The 20034-nt window shown below is 43.3% G+C and carries 15 protein-coding genes; 13 read left to right on the top strand and 2 right to left on the bottom strand.

What is annotated here, in order from left to right; translation table 11 throughout:
* The first annotated feature begins 342 nt into the window (after window positions 1-342).
* From BET10_RS21940 to BET10_RS00665, 7 genes are all read left to right on the top strand, one after another.
* Window positions 343-1014, top strand: coding sequence for a helix-turn-helix domain-containing protein (locus BET10_RS21940; RefSeq protein WP_275423312.1), 672 nt, complete (start codon window positions 343-345; stop codon window positions 1012-1014).
* Window positions 1015-1317: 303 nt separating this feature from the next.
* Window positions 1318-2679 carry a bifunctional UDP-N-acetylglucosamine diphosphorylase/glucosamine-1-phosphate N-acetyltransferase GlmU gene (gene glmU / locus BET10_RS00690; protein WP_070982896.1) on the top strand — a complete coding sequence of 454 codons (1362 nt, stop codon included), beginning with the start codon at window positions 1318-1320 and terminating at the stop codon, window positions 2677-2679.
* 199 nt (window positions 2680-2878) lie between these two features.
* The gene (locus BET10_RS00685) at window positions 2879-4123 is read left to right on the top strand and encodes an HlyD family secretion protein (protein ID WP_070982895.1); all 1245 of its coding nucleotides are present in this window, start codon (window positions 2879-2881) and stop codon (window positions 4121-4123) included.
* Window positions 4124-4154: 31 nt separating this feature from the next.
* On the top strand, window positions 4155-6278 hold the full coding sequence (locus BET10_RS00680) for a peptidase domain-containing ABC transporter (RefSeq protein ID WP_070982894.1): 2124 nt from the start codon (window positions 4155-4157) through the stop codon (window positions 6276-6278).
* Window positions 6279-6324: 46 nt separating this feature from the next.
* Window positions 6325-7533: a lanthionine synthetase C family protein gene (locus BET10_RS00675; RefSeq protein ID WP_070982893.1), complete on the top strand. Its 1209-nt coding sequence runs from the start codon at window positions 6325-6327 to the stop codon at window positions 7531-7533.
* 10 nt (window positions 7534-7543) lie between these two features.
* Window positions 7544-10723, top strand: a complete 3180-nt coding sequence (locus BET10_RS00670; RefSeq protein ID WP_240503611.1) for a lantibiotic dehydratase — start codon at window positions 7544-7546, stop codon at window positions 10721-10723.
* A 126-nt stretch (window positions 10724-10849) separates the two neighbouring features.
* Window positions 10850-11374: a hypothetical protein gene (locus BET10_RS00665; RefSeq protein WP_070982892.1), complete on the top strand. Its 525-nt coding sequence runs from the start codon at window positions 10850-10852 to the stop codon at window positions 11372-11374.
* Window positions 11375-11422: 48 nt separating this feature from the next.
* On the opposite strand, the gene BET10_RS00660 is transcribed toward BET10_RS00665, so the two are convergent.
* Window positions 11423-12694 (bottom strand): LysM peptidoglycan-binding domain-containing protein, encoded by a 1272-nt coding sequence (locus BET10_RS00660; protein WP_070982902.1) that lies wholly within the window; start codon window positions 12692-12694, stop codon window positions 11423-11425.
* Between the two features lie 269 nt (window positions 12695-12963).
* Window positions 12964-14250: a beta-ketoacyl-ACP synthase II gene (locus BET10_RS00655; RefSeq protein ID WP_205987514.1), complete on the bottom strand. Its 1287-nt coding sequence runs from the start codon at window positions 14248-14250 to the stop codon at window positions 12964-12966.
* A 180-nt stretch (window positions 14251-14430) separates the two neighbouring features.
* On the opposite strand from BET10_RS00655, the gene BET10_RS00650 reads away from it, so the two are divergent.
* The 6 genes from BET10_RS00650 to BET10_RS00625 all read left to right on the top strand — a co-directional run bounded on the left by BET10_RS00650 (window position 14431) and on the right by BET10_RS00625 (window position 20025).
* Window positions 14431-14727 carry a DUF6482 family protein gene (locus BET10_RS00650; RefSeq protein WP_070982891.1) on the top strand — a complete coding sequence of 99 codons (297 nt, stop codon included), beginning with the start codon at window positions 14431-14433 and terminating at the stop codon, window positions 14725-14727.
* Window positions 14728-14963: 236 nt separating this feature from the next.
* Complete coding sequence (locus BET10_RS00645) at window positions 14964-15731, top strand: DeoR/GlpR family DNA-binding transcription regulator (protein ID WP_070982890.1); 768 nt, start codon at window positions 14964-14966, stop codon at window positions 15729-15731.
* An 80-nt stretch (window positions 15732-15811) separates the two neighbouring features.
* The gene (glmS, locus tag BET10_RS00640) at window positions 15812-17632 is read left to right on the top strand and encodes a glutamine--fructose-6-phosphate transaminase (isomerizing) (RefSeq protein ID WP_070982889.1); all 1821 of its coding nucleotides are present in this window, start codon (window positions 15812-15814) and stop codon (window positions 17630-17632) included.
* Between the two features lie 159 nt (window positions 17633-17791).
* Window positions 17792-18745 carry a hypothetical protein gene (locus BET10_RS00635; RefSeq protein WP_070982888.1) on the top strand — a complete coding sequence of 318 codons (954 nt, stop codon included), beginning with the start codon at window positions 17792-17794 and terminating at the stop codon, window positions 18743-18745.
* Between the two features lie 103 nt (window positions 18746-18848).
* Entirely contained in the window at window positions 18849-19847 is a 999-nt protein-coding gene (locus BET10_RS00630) for a GAF domain-containing protein (protein WP_070982887.1), read from the top strand.
* Window positions 19831-20025: a hypothetical protein gene (locus BET10_RS00625; RefSeq protein WP_070982886.1), complete on the top strand. Its 195-nt coding sequence runs from the start codon at window positions 19831-19833 to the stop codon at window positions 20023-20025. Before BET10_RS00630 ends, BET10_RS00625 begins: the two co-directional genes overlap by 17 nt.
* Window positions 20026-20034 lie beyond the last annotated feature (9 nt).

The raw sequence follows: 20034 nt of genomic DNA, 5'->3' as shown, positions 1-20034 counted from the left end.
AACCTCACTGCAAAGTAAAACCTCACTGCAAAGTAAAACCTCACTGCAAAGTAAGACTAAATCAGTAATATTATCGACCGATCTCTATATTACCCTTGGCCTGTTTGTTTGGATGGATATTTAGGCAGGTTTTTGTGTTTTTTGCATAATTCAAAGCTATTGTTATCAATTAAACTAGAAGCTTAATGCTTAATAATAATTTGGCATATCTTGTTGTTTTTGTTGTTTTTATTTTTAATTTTTTAAATTTGACGCTCTGTTTTTATTGAGACAGAATCATTTCACTCCTTGATTGAATTCACAATTAACAAAGAACGGGGTTTAAAAATGAAAGAGCTAAAAATGACAAATGAAAATGTCTCGCTTGTTAACTTTAATAAAATAAATGTGCTCATGGCTGATTTTGAAAAAGCAGGTGATACACAAGACTTAACCTCAATCCTCAAAAAAGAGGCACTAGAGTGTGGTTATAAAGTACTGGGGGTTTTGGATTATAACCCACTGTCCGCTCAGTCATATCAACTTAACTACTTTGGTGAGATAGACAAAGATCTTGCTAAGTGCCTAGATTCAGATGATGGCTATCTTCACTGCAAAAATGGCCTGAGAATCAAACCTCTCTCACAGGTTATTGACTATAAAGATAACTGTTGCGGGCTGTATTTACTGCCACTAAGAGGGGTTGCAGGAATAGCGGGTGGGATCATATTTGATATACCTGAAACCGTAGAAACGTTTGGCAGTATCGAAATGATTGATTGGTATTGGACGATATTGTCACCGTATTTACTAAATGCGGCGATCCGCTGTAGAACTGGCAGTGTAAACATTACCAAAAGAGAAAAGGATTGCTTGGTTTGGGCATGTGAGGGGAAAACATCTTGGGAGATAAGCCAAATACTCGGTATTTCTGAAAGAACAGTTAACTTTCATTTATCCAATTGTATTGTTAAAACAAACAGCGCTAACCGACAGCAGGCAATCGTTAAATGTCTTGTGAAAAATTTGATATGAGTATAGGTAGCTAGATGACAAAAGTGATGATCAACCTATGCATTGCTTATCATATGACAAAGAAGCTCTGCATAGTGATATGTAGATAAGTACGAAGAAAATAATAAGCGCTGTTAATACTGCGAGTTATGCTGGGTAGCTTATAGAAATAGTCTGTAAAAACAATAAATAAGCTTTTATGTGGAATAGAGTGCATGCGCTGTATGCGGAACTTTTCATAATGTCGATAATTTCAGTTAGAATATGGGCATAAATGCTTGAATAAATAAGCGCTCTAGAAACGTAATACGGGATTCTATTTCGATGCAACTCACTACAATTATTTTAGCCGCGGGTAAAGGTACTCGCATGTGTTCGAAGCTGCCAAAAGTGCTTCATCCAGTTGCCGGCCTACCAATGGTGCAGCATGTTATTGATAATGCTGTTGCTTTGGGTTCTAAAAATATTAACTTGGTATACGGACATGGTGGTGAGCAGCTGCAATCTGCACTGTCGCATAACGAAGTAAATTGGGTATTACAAGAAGAGCAACTCGGTACAGGTCATGCTGTTGCCGTAGCTAAGCAGTATATTGATGACCAAGATACGGTATTAGTCTTATATGGTGACGTACCGCTGACTAAAACAAAAACGCTAGAGCGGTTACTTGCAGCGACACCTGACAAGGGGATGGCTGTTTTAACGGTAACCTTAGACAATCCAAGCGGATATGGCCGTATGTTGCGTGAGAATGGCAAGCTGACAGGTATCGTAGAGCAAAAAGACGCGACCCAAGAGCAATTGGCCATTAAAGAAATCAATACTGGCATCATGGCGGTCAATGGTCAGCTTCTTAAAAAGTGGCTCGATGCGTTATCTAATGACAATGCTCAGGGTGAGTATTACCTGACGGACATCGTTGCTATGGCCCACCGTGATGGTGTAGAGATAGCTTCTGCTCAGCCAGATGATGCAATGGAAGTTGAAGGGGCGAACAACCGTGTACAATTAGCGGGGCTTGAGCGAGCATATCAAGCTTGGCAAGCACAGACGCTCATGCTGAACGGCGCAAGTCTGGCCGATCCTAGCCGTATTGATGTGCGTGGAAAAGTGACGACAGGTCAAGATGTACAGATTGATGTTAACGTGATTTTTGAAGGAACAGTGCAAATTGGCGATGATGTAGTGATAGGGCCTAACTGTGTGCTCAAAAACTGTGTTATTGGCAATGGTGTGGTGATCAAGGCAAATACGTTGATAGAAGACGCACAAGTTGGAGATAAATGTACGCTGGGGCCGTTTGCGCGATTGCGTCCAGGCGCTGTTATGGAAGAAGATTCTCACATAGGTAATTTCGTTGAGATGAAGAAAACCCGTTTAGGGAAGGGTTCAAAAGCGAATCACCTTACTTATCTTGGCGATGCGGAGATTGGAGAGAAAGTAAATATAGGTGCTGGCACGATTACCTGTAACTATGACGGTGTGAATAAGTCAAAAACAGTGATTGGCAACAATGCATTTATTGGTTCGAACTCTGCACTTGTGGCCCCTGTGACGATTGGCGATACCGCCACTGTTGGAGCTGGCTCAGTTATTACATCGACCGTGGCTGACGAGCAGCTCGCAATTGCTCGTGGCAAACAACGCAACCTATCAGGTTGGCAAAGACCGGTGAAAAAGTCTTAATTCGTGGGTATGTATCGTATTTGTGTACATACCCGCATAATGATTTTCAAAAGGTCTCCTAGCTTTGCTCTACGCCACAAATATAAGCGTCTGTACCTGCTTTTTGGGCGTAGTGAGCAAGTTCCTTTTTGTCACCTGTCATGGTACATTGGCAACTTAATTGAAAAAAAATTAACAATAATATTACCGAAGTAGAGTTATGGAAAATTTATTCCGCAAAGAAGTAATGGAACACAAGCGGCATCGACTTGACGGGGCTGTCTCTTTAGTACAACCGCCATTATTCAGAACACTGACTATTCTAATCTGTGCAGTAGTAGTGAGCAGTATTGTTTTTCTATCAATAGGAAAGTACACGCGTAAAGAGCGTGTCAGTGGGGTTGTTGAACCAAATACTGGGATACTGAGACTCAAGGCACCGCAAACCGGTATTATTTCTGAGATTTTGGTGAATGAAGGAGAATATGTTGCCAAAGGGGCGCCTATCCTACGCATTGCCTCGGCTAAGCATAGTAAGCACGCGGTAGAGCTGAATCAGGCGTTGTTGGATCAGTATAGTTTCCAATTACAGAGCTTAGAGCAACAGTTATTGCACCAAAAAAGACAAGATGCCTTGGCAATATCTGAACTTGAGCAGCAAAAAGCAACAGCACAAGCACGTTTAGCCGAGCTTGAACAGCAATCCCAAACGTTTGCGCAAAGGTTGACACTGAATGAAACTATGGTGTCACAGATAAGTACTCTAAAAGGTAGTGGCTACATATCTGAGCTGGAGTTGCAAAGGCAGCGTGATACTTTACTGTCCTTAAAGCAGCAAGCCTCAAGTATTCAATCAGAACGGCTATCACTGTTAAGCCAGATAGAACAACTTAATAATCAACTCGAAAAACTCCCCTTAGAACAAAGCAATCATTTATCCCAATTACAATCTCAAAAAGCTGACTTACAAATTCGTTTGTCGTCCGTTGAACAGCAGCGGTTAGGAGAGTTAAGAGCACCTAAGTCAGGTATCGTCAGCGGCCTAATGGCGAAGGTAGGCAAGAATGTAATGGAAGGGCAAAGTCTACTCACCGTATTACCCGAAAATAGCCAAATGCAGGCCATTATTTTTGTCCCAACATCGGCGTTTGGCTTTATCAATGAGGGGCAAAAAACAAGGCTGCGATACCACGCATTTCCGTATGAAAAGTTTGGGGTTTATGACGGCACTGTGATTGAAGTAAGCCAAAGCGTTATTTTTCCTGATGAGACCAATACTCCCGGCATTATCTCAGCGCCTGCCTATCGAGTGGTGGTTGCGCTAGATAATCAAGAAGTACAGGCTTATGGTAAAGCCTCTGCGTTGCGTCCTGGGATGACGCTGGACGCCGACATTATCATCGAGGAACGATCGCTACTGAGGTGGTTATTTGATCCAATATTCAGCATTCAAGGTCAGCTATAAGCTGTATAAATGAGAAATAAGGCGGCTTAATATGCACATTGAAGACAACTCACCTGTGGCAAAACTACAGTTCTGGTCAAGGAAATCACTGCCCATTATTTTGCAATCTGAGGCGGCTGAATGCGGCCTTGCTAGTTTAGCGATGGTTGCGGCCTATCATGGCTATCATAGTGATCTGATTTCCTTGCGACAAAGGTTTAATATTTCTTTGGAAGGGGCGACATTACTCGACATCATGCATTTTGCGGAAAAGCTTGAGTTAACATCGCGTCCCTTGCGTATCGAATTAGACGATCTCGATGCACTGCAAACACCCTGCATTTTACACTGGGATATGAATCATTTTGTGGTGTTGAAAAAGGCCAATGAAAAACGCATTGTTATCCACGACCCCGCGGCTGGTGAAAAAACCTTTACGCTTGAAGAAGCCTCTAAACACTTCACTGGTATTGCATTAGAGCTGACTCCCACCAAAAATTTTGAAACACAAGAGGCTAAACCGTCACTTAGGTTTTCTGACTTTTGGAGTCGTATTACGGGTTTGAAGCGTTCATTGACCCTGATCTTTATGCTTTCAATGCTGCTTCAGGTATTTACACTGGCGTCACCATACTATATCCAATTGGTGATCGATGATGTTGTGCTCACGGGAGATACCTCACTATTAACTGTTCTGGCAGTGGGCTTCTTTTTAGTGATGGTGTTTGAAATAGCAACCAATGCCTTGCGTGGTTTTACACTGTTACATTTTGGGAATCAGATGAATATCCAGCTAGGCGCTAACTTGTTCCATCATCTGGTTCGTTTGCCCCTGAGTTATTTCGAGACCCGCCACATGGGAGATGTGGTATCACGCTTTGGCTCGTTGCAGCAGGTCAAACAATTACTTACCACGGGCGTTATCGAGGCGATAATTGATGGCTTGATGGCGGTGATCACACTGGCGATGATCTTTTTTTATAGCCCCTTATTGTCGGCCGTAGTGCTGGTGGCGGTGATCTTGTATGCCTTGGTACGTATTGCTATGTATAAGCCGTTTCGTACCATCAGTGAGCAGGAGATCATGGCGCGTGCGGAAGAAAACTCCAACTTTATGGAAACGGTCCGTGGCATTCAGACCATTAAATTATTTGGCTCTGAGGTGAAACGCGAGGGCCAGTGGCAAAACCGTTATGCCAACGCCATCAATCAGAATATTCGCTTGGGGAACTTCCAGATTGGCTATGATGCGGTGAATAGAGCGCTGTTTGGCATAGAGAACATTGTGGTTGTGTACCTTGCGGCGCATTTGGTGATCCAAGGCGGTTTCAGTACCGGTATGCTATTCGCGTTTATGGCATACAAACGCCAGTTTATGGATAAAACAGCCAATCTTATTGAAAAGTTTATCGAGTTCAAAATGCTTGGTTTACACTTCGATCGTATTGCAGATATTGCCTTGACCAACAAAGAGCAATTACAGCCAGATCAGGTAAAGCGTCATACTTTGGTGGGTAACATAGAGATCAAAAATGTCAGCTTTGCTTATTCAGACGCCAGTGCCAATGTGATCAATGAATTGAGCCTAAAGATTAACGCTGGAGAGTCGGTTGCTATCACAGGGCCATCCGGTTGTGGTAAATCAACTTTACTCAAAATTATGCTTGGCTTGATCCCAGTTAAAAGTGGCGAAATCTTGATCGATGGTATCGCGCTTGAGCAACTGGGTGCACGGCAATATCGCCAACAAATCGCCGCGGTTATGCAAGATGACGAGTTATTGTCAGGATCAGTGGCTGACAACATCGCCTTTTTTGAAACACCAATTGATATGGCTCGTGTAGTGTATTGCGCTGAATTGGCAGCGATTCATGATGATATTAGTGCTATGCCAATGGGCTACGATAGTCTCATTGGCGATATGGGTTCAAGCCTCTCAGGTGGGCAAAAGCAGCGTATTATTTTGGCCAGAGCTCTATATAAGAATCCAAAAATATTGTTTATGGATGAGGCAACCAGTCATTTAGATACCAGCCTTGAATCAGATATTAACGATGCGGTATCTCGTTTGAAAATTACGCGGGTGATCATCGCACATCGCAAAGAAACGATAGCATCAGCGGACAGAGAAATTAAGTTAACCAAATACAAAGAAGAAAATACAGAAGAAGCATAAATCAGAAAATGCTCACGTTGATAAAACAGGTACCTTAAGGATAAGCATGAGAAATAACAACACCATGCCTTTGGAAAAAAAACAAAAATTAGAAAGTATAATTCACCTTTTAGCCCGACTCGTGAGTGCAAAAGACGAGTCTCATCATGGAATTTTAAGTGGCTTAGCGGGGCATTTACTGTTTCTCTACAAGGCTCATGAATATAACAGCGATTGGGTTGATGAAGCGCTGTTTACACAGAAACTAGATAAACTACAAGATGAGCTAGAGGAACAAACACTTGAGTTGAGCACGGGGCTTGCCGGACAGGCTTGGTTACTGGAATATCTCAATCAGGCAAACCAAGAAGACTATGCAGTGGACCTTTTGGAAGACGTTGATGCGCTATTCACCGGTGCTTTGGATCATAACCCTTGGCTAGGAGAAATTGAGTATGTCTTAGGCTTGGCGGGCTATGCGCCGTATGCGGCAAGACGACTTCGCTACAGTGACCAGCAAGCGTTGTATAGCACAATAGTGAAGGGTTTTGAAAGTACAGCTAGCCGATTGGACAATGGCCTCATAACGTGGTCACAACCAAGTCAGTCGGTGTATCGGCTAGATAAAGAGTGCCTAGACCAGCCTGAGTATAACCTGGGTTTTGCGCATGGTGTACCGGGGATTATCGCCGCGTTACTACCCGCGTTAAAGATCTCCACGCTAAAACCACAAGTAACGGAGCTGGTGCAGGGTGCCTGTGATTGGCTGTTAACACAGCGAAAAGACGATAAAGACAGTGTGTCATGCTTCAGCTCATGTGCAAGCCACCCTCATGAAACGTCGCGTTTGGGCTGGTGTTACGGTGACTTGACCATCGCTTTAGTTTTAGCACGTGCGGGTCAGGCGCTGGAGAGTCCCAGCTATGTTGATCAGGCACTAAAAGTCGCCCTAAAGAATATTCCTCGCGATGCCTCGACTGGCTTTGTTAAAGACGCTGGTCTTTGTCATGGTTACGTGGGCATTATGACTATCTATCAAGCACTAAACGAACTAATGCCCCATCCTCAGCTCGAAGAGGTTGTCACTACTTGGCTGGATTACACTCTAGAACAATTTGAACAACAAGGACTCGAAGCATTCTACTTTTTTAGTGGTGAAAGCAAAAACTACGTGGAAGATTTCAGCCTATTGACGGGCTATTCTGGCATTGGGTTATGCTTGCTGAGCGTGCTCAATGACGACCTTAGCTGGCTGGATAGCATGCTAATGGCATAAGGAGTTGATGATGAATCACAATAATTCTAAACAAGCAAAAATGGCTATCAAGCCAATTCAATGCGCTCCTTTTTTCGTAATACGCACGCCGCGTTTAGCGATTGAGCATTTAAGTGCTTTTGGACATAGCGACGCAGACAATAACGCCATTCTTAGACAGTGGCTAGACATGCCAGGTGTGACAGAAGCACTTTATTTGGCCAGTCCTTCTTTACTTGAGCGTATAGAGCAGTGGCGCAATAAGCCCGACTCTAAACAAGGCAAGAAAGTCGCTCAGGCGTTGATAAAATACATGATACGAATGTGCTCACGCCCGACACCTTTTGGCTTGTTTTCAGGAGTGCATCAAGGGCAAGTGTCAGAAAGCACCAATATAATCAGTGGGCCTTATAGTGAAGACAAGCGCAACACTCGATTGGATATGTTTTACCTCAGTGCTTTAAAAGAGCACTTTGTTAAACATGCCTCTCGTTCTGAGCATTTGACGTACAAGCCAAACTCATCGCATTACTTTGTAGCTGAGCAGTGTCGCTATATCGAGAGCTATATCTCTGAAGACACAATGCAATATCGATTAAGTGCCGTGGACAGTGATGAATACTTTGAGTTTGCCATGTCGCTTGCCAAAGAAGGTAAGAGTTTTAATGCATTGGTTGAGGCATTTCACAAACAGTATCCTGAGGCCGATAGAGAAGATGTTGAATCATATATTCAAGACTTAATTGACGAAGGCGTGATACAGGCTGACATACCGTTACCATTGACCGGAGAATCGCCAGATCAGGCTTTGTTGAAGTCGTTACAAGCGATAAACGAACTACATACTGCGGATCATCTCGCGACAGCATTGGCGCAAATCGAGCAGCTGGATACGCAAAAAAGTGGCGAGATCGCTCCATACCAACACATTCTTGAGCATTTACAGCAATTACCTGTAAAAGTGCAGGAAAATAAGCTCTTTCAATCGGATGTTTACCGAGACTTTACGCATTGTCAGTTGAGTGAAATGGAAATGGGCCGCTTGAGAAAGCAGTTGGAGTTGATAGCAGGGCTCAGCGCTGATGCTAATACGTCAAACTTGAATAATTTTATCAATCAATTCAATGCGCGCTTTGAGGGGCAGTTTGTGCCTTTGGATAAGATCCTAGATGATGAATCAGGGATTGGTATATCAGATGAGACAGGCTATGATTCACCGCTTATTGCTGGCCTTTGGTTGGGTAAAAATGCTCAGCAGCAACCAAGAAGCAATGCCAATAGCAATGTGTTGGAGACCATCATTGATGAAGCCATCAGCTTGCCTGAGAATCGAGCTCGTGACTGCATTGTACTAAAGAGTAAAGAGCTCAAAACAAAAGTAACCAATCACAATGTGGTGCATAAGTTTCCTAGTTCATTTTCAGCGATGATCAGCCTCTATGAAGATGAAAAGCAAAACCCCATTGTGAAGCTGAGTGGCTGTACAGGCCCTTCGTCGGCAAACTTACTTGGCCGCTTTTGCCACCTAGATGAAGCATTGAAAGATAATGTACGTTCTCAGTTGCAAAAAGAGCAGGCGCATTCAAGTGAGGTGATTTTTGCCGAAGTGGTTCACATGCCAGAAGGGCGGCCAGGTAATGTAGTTGCAAGGCCACACCTAAGAGAGTACGAAATAGTATTTATGGCCGATAGTAGTTTGGCTGATGAATATCAAATTCCGCTGTCAGATTTGTATGTTTGGGTCGAAGGGCTACAGGTTAAATTGTGGAGCAAGCGACTTGATAAGCAGGTGGTGCCACGTCTATCTTGTGCTCACAACTATTCTGCACGTAGTTTAAGTGCTTATAAGTTCTTATGCATGTTGCAACACCAGTCGGGTAGAGCGCCGAACTTCAGAATGCCTTCGAGCACTGCGCGTAGTGCGTTTGTTCCACGCATCATGCTCGACAACCTGATTGTCAATGAGAAAACATGGCGTATTCCAAGAGAAGCGCTGGAAGCGGTATATCGTAAAGGCCAACTCGATCGCACTCTGCTCGAAGAGTTGATGGCAAAGTATCAGTTAGATGCTCAAGTCAGCTATGCAATGGCGGACAATGTGTTACAGCTTAACCTGAACAACGCAGATATGCTGTCAATTTTATTGGCTGAAACCAAAGGGCAAACTCACATAGAGCTTAAAGAGGTGCTCAGCAGCCACTATCAATCCAGAGTGGTTGACGCACAAGGTATGCATTACAACAATGAGCTAGTTGTGCCATTTTTTAATGACAATGCTGCGGTGCATAGACATTCCACCGATAACCCCATTGCCAATATTACTGCCGCTGCGATCAAGCGTCGATTTAGTGCCGGATCGCAATGGCTAAGCCTGAAAATATATTCGGGTAACTCAGTTCTAGAACAATTGCTTAGTGAGCGTTTGCAACCGCTAATCGAAGCGCATCAAGCGCTGTTTGAGAAATGGTTTTTTATACGCTATGGCGATCCAGATTGGCACCTTCGTGTGCGTTTTTACGGCGAGCCAGAGGTGCTATGTGGTCAGTTGTTACCACTATTAAATCAATTACTCGACCCGATGATCGAAAGCGGTGAGTTACATAAAGTTGAACTGATGACCTATGAGCGAGAAGTTGAGCGCTATGGTGGCCCAGAATCAATGGCGTTGATTGAGTCACTGTTTATGTTTGACAGTATTCTGATAGCAAAAACATGTGCATTGCTAGATGAGTATGATGAACAATTAAGATGGCGTATGGCATTACTGTACTCCGATAGACTGCTCACCTTGTTTGAATATGATGATGAAGCTCGATTGGCACTGATCAGCCGTTTAAGAGATGGTTTTGGCCGAGAGTTTAATGAGAGCAATACACTGCGAAAACAGCTTGGAAACCGCTATCGGGAGTATCAAGCAACGTTGGACAGTGACTTTGCACAACTTCATCAGCAGACACCTTCAGAAAACGATGAAGTACAAAACGCGCTGTTTAATTTGCTCGGTCAATGGCAGGCTCAGGCCGCCCCTGTGGTGGCTCAACTGAATACTTTACGCGCCGCTGGAGCTTTAAACTGTAGCCGTGATGCCTTATTGGGTTCGCTGCTGCACATGCATAACAATCGCATGTTTAAGGCCTATGGACGTGAGCAGGAATTGGTGATCCACGATTTGTTACGCCGTAAGTACTTCTCAGCCAATAAACAGCAATAAAGCAAGCGATCTTGGTACAGCGCTACAAGTGCACTGCTTCTAGGTGTTGCTAAACTTGCTCAAAAAGGTATGAATAGCTAAGCTCAAGAACAAATCACGTGCTTGAAAGTTATCTAAGAATATAAGATGAAAGTATTTAAATTATTGATTTTATGTTTTTTATTTATACAAAGCCATAGTCTATGTGCCGCTCAGGCACTGGTGTCAGAGCTGAAAATATTCGAACCCTACCTAGGAACGTGGCAGGCTGATTTTCCTGTTGTGGGTGGCAAACCCGCTATGCAGGATGTTAGTCATTGGGAGCGAGCCTTAAATGGTACTGCCGTGCGTACGCTGCATTCTATTAATGAGGGCATGTACGGTGGTGAGTCACTGATTTTTTGGGATAAAACCAAGAAAAAGGTGGTGTTTTTTTATTTCACCACTGCAGGATTTTACACCCAAGGTACTATGGATGTGCTTGATGATGGCAGTTTTGTTGCCTATGAAGATGTTGCGGGCAATCAAGATGGCATTACAAAGGTTAAATCAACCAGCCGTTTTGTGGATGGTGAGATGGAAGTTTCTACGCAGTACTTAAAACACGGCATGTGGACAGAGCCAGAAAAGCGCCGTTATACACGATCAAACAAAGCTGTAAAATTTCATTGATAGCTAGCCGGTTAGCTCACGGCTAGCTTATTTAACCCGATAATATTATTAAGTTTTTGATAAATAAAGCTTGAGCGTATCACCCACTTGTAAAACATCCTTTGATAGCGCATTCCATTTTTTAATTTCATGGACACTGATGTTGAAGTGTTTAGCAATACGCCACAGGCTATCACCTGCACGTACTGTATAATCCATTTGTTTATCTGCCAAAATGGGCAGTAATAGCGTGTCACCAATTTTTATATTGTTACTTTTCAATTGGTTGAATGTTTTAAGTTGAGAGACCGTTAACGTATGGCGTTGCGCAATTACACTTAAACTGTCTCCTTTTTTAATCGTGTAATGTTGCCATTGATCACTGGGCATTGCTGGCAGTTTGGCCACATAGTCTTGCCATTGTTGTGCTTGTAAGGCGGGCACGACGATGTGGTCGGGTCCATCCAACAAAGCAGGAAATCGTGTATAGCCTGGATTGAGCGTTTGTAATTTACGCCAAGCTTTATCAGTGTTGAGGATCACTCCTTGCTCCAACGGTAAGACTGCAATGGCGGTATGATTAGGGATCTTGGGAAACTCCATTTGTTGTTTGCGTAACAGCTGTGCAGCGGCCAGTAACTTAGGCACGTAGTGACGGGTTTGTTTAGGTAGGGGCAAGTCAAAAAAGTGGGTTGATTTACCGCGTTGCTTATTGAATTTAATGGCTTGGGAAACACGTCCTTCGCCGGTGTTGTAAGCCGCAATGGCATGATACCAGTTGCCGTCAAAACGTTTATGTAAATAGCTTAAGAAATCCAATGCTGCATTGGTGGCATCGACAATATCTTGTCGGCCATCATACCAGGGCGTAATTTTTACGCCATAGTGTTTGGCGATAAGCGGCGTGAGTTGCCAAAGGCCTGATGCGTGTTTATGAGAATAGGCGGTGGTGTCAAAATCGCTTTCAATCAATGGCATTAACGCCAGTTCAATGGGGAGCCCTCGACGCTCTACCTGTTCTACCACATACAACAGAAACGGTGCAGCTCTTTCACTGATCACATGCATATAGTTGGGGTGTGACAAATACCAATCAACGCGAGCTTGTACGCTTTCGTGTGCAGATGGGGCAAAGGTTAGTTGCGAGCGAATGCGTTGCCATACATCTTCCGTTTGCTCATCGATGGATGGGCGGCGCTGTGTGGAGACGGTTTTGTCAGGGTTAGCTGTCACGATAGGTTCTGGTGTCTTTGCCTGCGTAGGTGTACTAGACGTTGGAGTTGTTTTGCAGGCGCTCAGCAGCAGCAGTGAGCATAAGAGAGTGAAGCGAAATAAATACATCATGAGATATTCTCTGCGTTGTTTGTACCGATTGTAAACAAGGGGGTCGGTGGCTGTAAAGTGTGCATAATTTAAAATGATGCGATTAATATGGTATGAACAATCTCTTTACTTGCAGTCTATGAATGGTAAGTGAATACTTACTCGCTGGGTTTTGTATGCGATGGTAAATATGTTCTAACGTCGTCGCGATATGCAATTGTAGATGGGCGCCATGCCCACTTAATCAATGAACCAAGGCGCTCTCAATGAGGTGTAAGACGAAGTTACTAGCCAAGCGTCTTAAATGCAATAGATGCGTTCGTTCCTCCAAAGCCAAATGAATTAGAAAGTGCTGCATTAACCTTCATCTTTTGAGGAGTGAGCATGATCAAATCAACACCCAGACAGCTGGGGTCAACATTCTCTGTGGTTAGATTAAGCGTATACGGTAAGGTTTGTTGTTGTAGCGCCAATACCGTAAATACCGCTTCAATGGCTGCTGCTGCACCGAGCAAGTGCCCTGTTTGTGACTTGGTACCAGACACGGCCAGTTTGTTGGCATGATCAGCAAAGGTATTTTTTATTGCCAATACTTCAATGCTATCGGCTGCGGTGCTGGTGCTATGGGTGTTAATGTACTGTACGTCTTGTGTGTTAAGGTTTGCCATATTAAGGGCATTTTGCATTGCTCGTTGCGCCCCAGAGCCTTGCGGATGCGGAGCGCTTAAAGCTTGCCCTGTGTAGCCGTCAGAGGTTCTGCCAAAACCGACAATTTCACAGTAGATTTTTGCACCGCGAGTAATGGCGTGATCGTACTCTTCCAATACCAAACAAGCAGCCCCTTCACCCATAACAAAACCATCTCTGTCTGTGGTAAAAGGGCGAGAAGCAGTCGCTAAATCATGGTTTCTGGTAGACAATGCATTTTGTGCGTTAAACGTGGCGATACCAACCGGCGTGACGGATGCTTCTGCACCCCCTGCGACGATAATTTCTGCTTCACCCCCTTTGATGGCGTTACAGGCGTCAATAATTGAATGAGCACTGGCAGCGCAAGCGGTACAGTGAGCGTTGTTTGGGCCCCCAAAATTCCAATGACTGGCAACATAGCCTGCGGCAAGATTGGGTAAAAACATTAAATTTCCAAATGGAGATTGCTTTTTCCCACTGACTGCTTTGGCCGCGCATACTTCCAAACTATTTAGTCCGCCCACACCCGTTGCGAGGTTGACGCCTATACGTAGCCTGAGTTGTTCATCATCTAGATTATCAAGACCTGCTTCTTGAATTGCTTCAGCGGCCGCTATCATGGCAAACATTTGGTGCCGGTCGATTTTTTTCAGTAGCTTAGTACGGGTGCTATCGTCCATATGTTTAAACGGCGCAAGCGTACTTGCGTCTAATTGTGAACTAACCTGAGCGGCAAATGTTGTTTTGCAAGCAAATTGTGCGGGATCAAAGTGCTCAATTGGACGTATGCCGTGCTTACCTTGTAGTAAGTTATCAAAGCTTGTGTGTGCACTTGTGCCTATTGGCGAGATGGCACCAATTCCTGTAACAACGACTCTTCTCATGTTTATCCTTTTCAATAAAGTTACGCAGCGCTTAAGGCGCGAATATTGCCCAGCAATACTAATCATGTGCCGTTGCAAAATCATGACACATTGATCAATGAATTTTTTATACCAAGGTGAACAAAAATACAACGCCATACGTTTAATTAAATCTATATCCAAAAAATGTGTGGGTGATTTATGTTAGAGAGCGAACTAAAAACTCAGTTAAGCCAGTTTAAATTAGATCCTGTGATTTTGAGCTATGCAGACGCAAACCACTATTTAGCGGGTGGTGTTGATATAAAGGGCAATTACCATTTACTGACAAACAAACATGGTGAGACACAGACGTTTAATTCTTTGCGTGAAGCCGAGGTGGCATTGGCCAGTTTAGGTGTCACGGCCGCCATCTTTGAAATGCAAAGTGCGTATGATGAAATGGTGGCATCGGACACGGCCAGCACCGTAAGAACTAAACTACACCTAGTACATTAAGCGACTGATAACATAGTGTATGTAGGGCATTGCTTAGTGTGATGTCCTACAGGGAGTGTAATCTTATTTGTATATACAACTAGGCTTGAGCTTAGATCCTGCTTTTACGTTGGCCTTGCGTTGCCCGCAGACGTGCGCCACACAAACAAAAGAAAGCATAATTTGTAGTTGTCATAGTTAATAAGTTTCGTTTAAACTACACCTAAATTACGAAACGAAACTTATCTGAACGGTTTATGACTAAACGAAACACACAACAGCGCCGCCATACGATCCTTAGTAGAGTAAATGAACAGGGTGAAGTGAGCGTTGACGCACTGGCCGTTGAATTTGAAACCTCAGAAGTTACGATTCGAAAGGATTTAACCGCGTTAGAAAAAAGCGGCTTGTTGCTACGCCGCTATGGTGGTGCTGTGGCATTGCCACAGGAGATCGTGGGCAGCGCCAATGATGAACAAGATTCACGCCGCAAAACCGCGATTGCTAAGGCTGCTGCCAAGCTGATAAAAGATCATAACCGCATCATCATAGACAGTGGCCGCACCACCGCAGCCATGATCCCTGAGTTATCTAACAAACAAGGGTTAGTGGTGATGACTAACGCCATGAATATTGCCAACCGTTTGCTGTCACTTGAGAACGAGCCAACATTATTGATGACCGGGGGAACATGGGACCCACACTCTGAGTCATTTCAGGGGCAGGTCGCAGAGCAAGTGCTACGCTCTTATGATTTTGATCAGTTATTTATCGGTGCAGATGGCATCGACGTAGCGCGTGGCACCACAACCTTTAATGAGCTGGTGGGCTTGAGCCAATTAATGGCACAGGCGGCCAGAGAAGTGATCGTCATGGTTGAGTCTGACAAGGTAGGCAGAAAAATTCCTAACCTTGAGCTGTCATGGCAGCAAGTAACGACCTTAATCACAGATGAGAATCTAGCCGCTGACAAACGTCAGGCCATTGAACAAAGTGGCGTGACGGTTATTTGCGCGGCTTTGTAAATACTTGCTTGTACAAGTACGACAACACCTTGTACAGCTAACACTAATATGACAACACCAACGTGCAAAATGGAGAAATTATGTGTGGGATTGTAGGGGCAGTTGCAGAGCGCCCAGTAAATAAGATTTTAGTTGAAGGCTTAAAGCGCCTTGAATACCGTGGTTATGACTCGGCGGGCGTGGCATTGAGCTTAGATAGCACGCTTAGCACGGTAAAAGCGGTAGGCAAGGTGGTTAACCTTGAGCAAGCACTTGAAAAAGCCAATGTTAAAGGCACCACAGGTATTGCGCACACACGCTGGGCGACCCACGGCGGTGTGACCGAAAGCAACGCACACCCACACGTTTCAAACAGTGAAATTGCACTGGTACACAACGGCATTATTGAAAACCATGCGCCGCTTCGTGACGCCTTAAAAGGTGATGGTTACGAATTCTTATCTGACACAGATACAGAAGTTATGGTGCATTTAATCCACCAGCTTCGCCAACAGCACAACAGCCTGCTAGATGCGGTAAAAGCGGCAGTTAAACAGCTTGAAGGTGCTTATGGTACGGTGGTATTCGATAAATCCAACGATCAAGAAATGATTGTGGCGCGCTCAGGAAGCCCATTGGTAATAGGCCTAGGGTTAGGTGAAAATTTCATCGCGTCGGATCAGCTTGCGTTATTACCTGTGACACGTAGTTTTATATTCTTAGAAGAAGGTGATGTGGCTCGTATTACTTGTGACAGTGTTGAAATTTTTGACAGCAATGGCGAAGCGGTTGAGCGTGAAGTTGTAGAGTCAAACATCACGCAAGACAATTCAGGTAAAGGTGAATACCGCCACTACATGCTTAAAGAGATTTATGAGCAGCCATTGGCGGTAAGAAATACACTTGAAGGCCGCTTAGACAATGATCGTGTATCGGTGGATGCCTTTGGCGACAGCGCACAGCAAATCTTTAAAGACGTAAAACATGTGCAGATCATCGCGTGTGGTACCTCTTACCACTCAGGCATGGTTGCCCGTTATTGGCTTGAGCAATTTGCTGGCGTAAGCTGTAATGTGGAAATTGCCTCAGAGTTCCGTTACCGTCAATCGTTTGTGCATGAAAACAGCCTGCTAGTAACGATTTCTCAATCTGGTGAAACCGCTGATACGCTCGCTGCACTGCGCCTAGCTAAAGAGCAAGGTTATATGGCATCAATGACCATTTGTAACGTGCCAGGCTCTTCATTGGTGCGTGAATCAGACTTGGCCTTTATGACCAAAGCCGGTGCTGAGATTGGTGTTGCTTCAACCAAAGCATTCACCACACAACTTGTAGGCTTATTGATGCTAACAGCGTCGATTGCGCAAGAAAAGGGCCTAGAACAAAGCGCCATTGTGAACGCCATTAAAACCTTGCCAAACAAACTTGAAGAAGCCCTGTCACTGGCGGGTAGCATTGAAGATTTGGCCGAAGAGTTTGCCGACAAGCACCATTCACTGTTTTTAGGTCGTGGCTCACAATACCCAATTGCAATGGAAGGCGCGTTGAAGTTGAAAGAAATTTCATACATTCACGCCGAAGCCTACGCTGCGGGTGAGTTAAAACACGGACCACTGGCGTTGATTGACGCAGATATGCCAATCATCGTGGTTGCACCAAACAACGAACTACTTGAAAAGCTAAAATCAAATGTTGAAGAAGTACGCGCCCGTGGCGGCATCATCTACGTATTCGCAGATAAAGACTCACACTTTGAGTCTGACGACACCATGCGTGTTATCAACGTAAACCACGTAGAAGACATCCTCGCACCAGTTGTATATACAATCCCGCTACAGCTGCTGTCATACTACGTTGCCGTGATAAAAGGCACCGACGTAGACCAACCAAGAAACTTGGCTAAATCAGTAACGGTTGAATAAGAAAAGGCGCGAAAGCGCTTTTTTTTGTGACTTAGGAATATAGTTTCATCCCAAGTATTAAAGTTTCATACTTAAAATCTCAAAGTTAGAAAAGGCTTTGAGATTTTTCTTTAGGTAGGTATTTTTATAAAACCAACAGAGTGACTTTAAGGAAAAGTATTGGACTCTAATTTTGTTGTCGGCAAACATCTATTAGTAGGAACTAACAGTCATAATCAACAAACTTTGAAACGAGATTTGTTGCTTTTCGATGGTTTTGTAGATTTAGAATATGGCTCCGAATATCCATCCCTATGCAAAGCAGTATTAGGGCAAATGGAATCTCAATTAGGTGAAATAAGAGATACTGTTAAGTACCCATTTTTGACTTCGATGCTTTCGTTCAGTGAACTTTGCTCAATTGGTTTAGTAAAAAGTTTTGAGGAGTTAGGGTTAGAATCCCAAGTATTAAATTTTGAAGCAGCGATCAATATAGCTGATAGACTACCTAGTAAAGGCATTAAAAAATTTAGTTTTTGCGAAGCTTTTGATATCAAAGCTCGTCCAGATAGGGAAGTTGAAAATGAAATGATCTATTTCGCATCTGAAAAATTAAGAGAACAAGGTTCTGTGGCAACACCTAGGCTGAGAGAAATGCCTTGTACAAGCATCAATCACAAATCACTAGTCACTCAAGTGGTTTTAGAAAAATTTCCCCTTCCTGATGAGGGGATTTCAATTAATCGTATTTTGGACTTTAAAGCAGATAATGACTCGGTGAGGAGGCTAGGTTCTTTAAATGTCCTCATCAACCGCCTGGTTAGAGAGCAAGCTAATCCATCTGATGTTCGTCAAGAGATTGAGCAGCTAATACTTGAAGCAAAATCTGTAATGCAGGCAAAGAAATTTGCGTATAAAGAGTCCAAGTTAACGAAGGCTGTTCGAGTCATAGAATCAGTTATTAAGGGCAATCTAGGTGAGCTTTTTAAAATTAGAGATCAAGAAAAGGCAGAGAATGCTATCGCTAAAGAGTTAAACGTAACACATGAGGAAATAGCATTAATGCAATTAGAAACAGCCTCTGAATGGAAGCATGTAGCGTACATATTACATGCTGAATCAATAGTAAAATAAGATTTCATTAAAGCGTTTAGGTCTTTGCTCTCGTGAAGGTTATGTCTTCAAATAGGAATAAATATTAGGGGCTTAATAAGTGAATCTAACTCTGAAAGAATTCATGAAAAAAGCAAAGAGCAATAACGAACAATCTGAAAAGTTGGTTAGCAGTATATTATTTTTTGCCAATGTCTGGACTACGTTGTTTGCTCCGGCGCTGATAGGTGTAGGGGTATCGTATTATTACGGCTTAAAAGAAGATGAACCCCTCTCTATAATATTTTGGGTAGCTTTGGTGATTGTGAGTATCATCCATCTAGCCGTTGCATATATCCAGCATATTAACAACCGCAAATATACTCTTTACTCTGAGGCTGTTTCAATTGAAACTGAGGTTGAAAAATTGAGACATGAATTGGCGACATATAAACATGGGTATAAGGAGTTTTCTTATCTCTGTTCAAATCAAATGACGACAATATTTTGTTTAGCCAATTATATTGATAGTGCTGTTGGAGAATTAAATCATTTTGAAGCAATGGGTCAGTCGTTATCAAAAGATCAATTCGACGCATTACTAAAAGGAAAGTTGGAAGCTATTATTCGATTGATATCTATAGAAAAAGAGGCATTGTTTAGCTATAGCTCAGATAGTCTCTACAATATCGCATTGTATAACTACGATTTTAATTCGAAAAAGCTAAAGGTTTTAGTTAGAGATTGTGATAACAGGTTACAAAAGCGTAATAGAGAGTGGTCTCCAGGGCACGGTCATGTGGGGCTCGCATTTCTGCATAAACGGATTAAAATATGCCCCGATATTACATTGAGTAATGAGTTGATGAATTACTCTGATTCAGACACTGATAACAGTAGATATCGGAGTTTTTTCTCAATCCCTATATTGCGCTGTGATGACGATGGAAAAGCTGAAAATGGTAAATTGCCTTTTGGTGTGTTAGTGTTAACTAGCGCTAAAGCTGAACAGTTTAGGGAAGATAGAGATTTACAATTTTTAAGTACAATAGTTAAATTTTTAGCTATATACTTAGCAGCGGCTGAAGCATTTAAGACACACAATCTAAATGATGTTGGAGAGAAAGATGAACAAGAGCAGTGATAAGGCTACGCCTGAAAGCGAAACACATTTTTCTGTAAAATCATTAAGCGCCTCTGAGGGGTATAAGATTGTTCAAGCTATATCGATAGACTCATATAACCCCCATAAAATAGAACAGCTGTACAAAGAGCAACGAAAAGCCTCACTGGCTTACGCAAAGGAACTCGTGTCAGGCTAAGATGAACAG

This window comes from Pseudoalteromonas amylolytica (assembly GCF_001854605.1).
GTDB classification, from domain to species: Bacteria; Pseudomonadota; Gammaproteobacteria; order Enterobacterales; family Alteromonadaceae; genus Pseudoalteromonas; species Pseudoalteromonas amylolytica.
The sequence above is the reverse complement of the archived record's forward strand: the minus strand, read 5'-3'. Positions and strand labels throughout refer to the sequence as shown.

Excerpts from the sequence above, each read along its gene's own strand:
- BET10_RS21940 (WP_275423312.1), top strand. The coding sequence starts at position 343 with ATGACAAATGAAAATGTCTCGCTTGTTAACTTTAATAAAATAAATGTG.
- glmU (WP_070982896.1), top strand. The coding sequence starts at position 1,318 with ATGCAACTCACTACAATTATTTTAGCCGCGGGTAAAGGTACTCGCATG.
- BET10_RS00685 (WP_070982895.1), top strand. The coding sequence starts at position 2,879 with ATGGAAAATTTATTCCGCAAAGAAGTAATGGAACACAAGCGGCATCGA.
- BET10_RS00680 (WP_070982894.1), top strand. The coding sequence starts at position 4,155 with ATGCACATTGAAGACAACTCACCTGTGGCAAAACTACAGTTCTGGTCA.
- BET10_RS00675 (WP_070982893.1), top strand. The coding sequence starts at position 6,325 with ATGAGAAATAACAACACCATGCCTTTGGAAAAAAAACAAAAATTAGAA.
- BET10_RS00670 (WP_240503611.1), top strand. The coding sequence starts at position 7,544 with ATGAATCACAATAATTCTAAACAAGCAAAAATGGCTATCAAGCCAATT.
- BET10_RS00665 (WP_070982892.1), top strand. The coding sequence starts at position 10,850 with ATGAAAGTATTTAAATTATTGATTTTATGTTTTTTATTTATACAAAGC.
- BET10_RS00660 (WP_070982902.1), bottom strand. The coding sequence starts at position 12,694 with ATGTATTTATTTCGCTTCACTCTCTTATGCTCACTGCTGCTGCTGAGC.
- BET10_RS00655 (WP_205987514.1), bottom strand. The coding sequence starts at position 14,250 with ATGAGAAGAGTCGTTGTTACAGGAATTGGTGCCATCTCGCCAATAGGC.
- BET10_RS00650 (WP_070982891.1), top strand. The coding sequence starts at position 14,431 with ATGTTAGAGAGCGAACTAAAAACTCAGTTAAGCCAGTTTAAATTAGAT.
- BET10_RS00645 (WP_070982890.1), top strand. The coding sequence starts at position 14,964 with ATGACTAAACGAAACACACAACAGCGCCGCCATACGATCCTTAGTAGA.
- glmS (WP_070982889.1), top strand. The coding sequence starts at position 15,812 with ATGTGTGGGATTGTAGGGGCAGTTGCAGAGCGCCCAGTAAATAAGATT.
- BET10_RS00630 (WP_070982887.1), top strand. The coding sequence starts at position 18,849 with ATGAAAAAAGCAAAGAGCAATAACGAACAATCTGAAAAGTTGGTTAGC.
- BET10_RS00625 (WP_070982886.1), top strand. The coding sequence starts at position 19,831 with ATGAACAAGAGCAGTGATAAGGCTACGCCTGAAAGCGAAACACATTTT.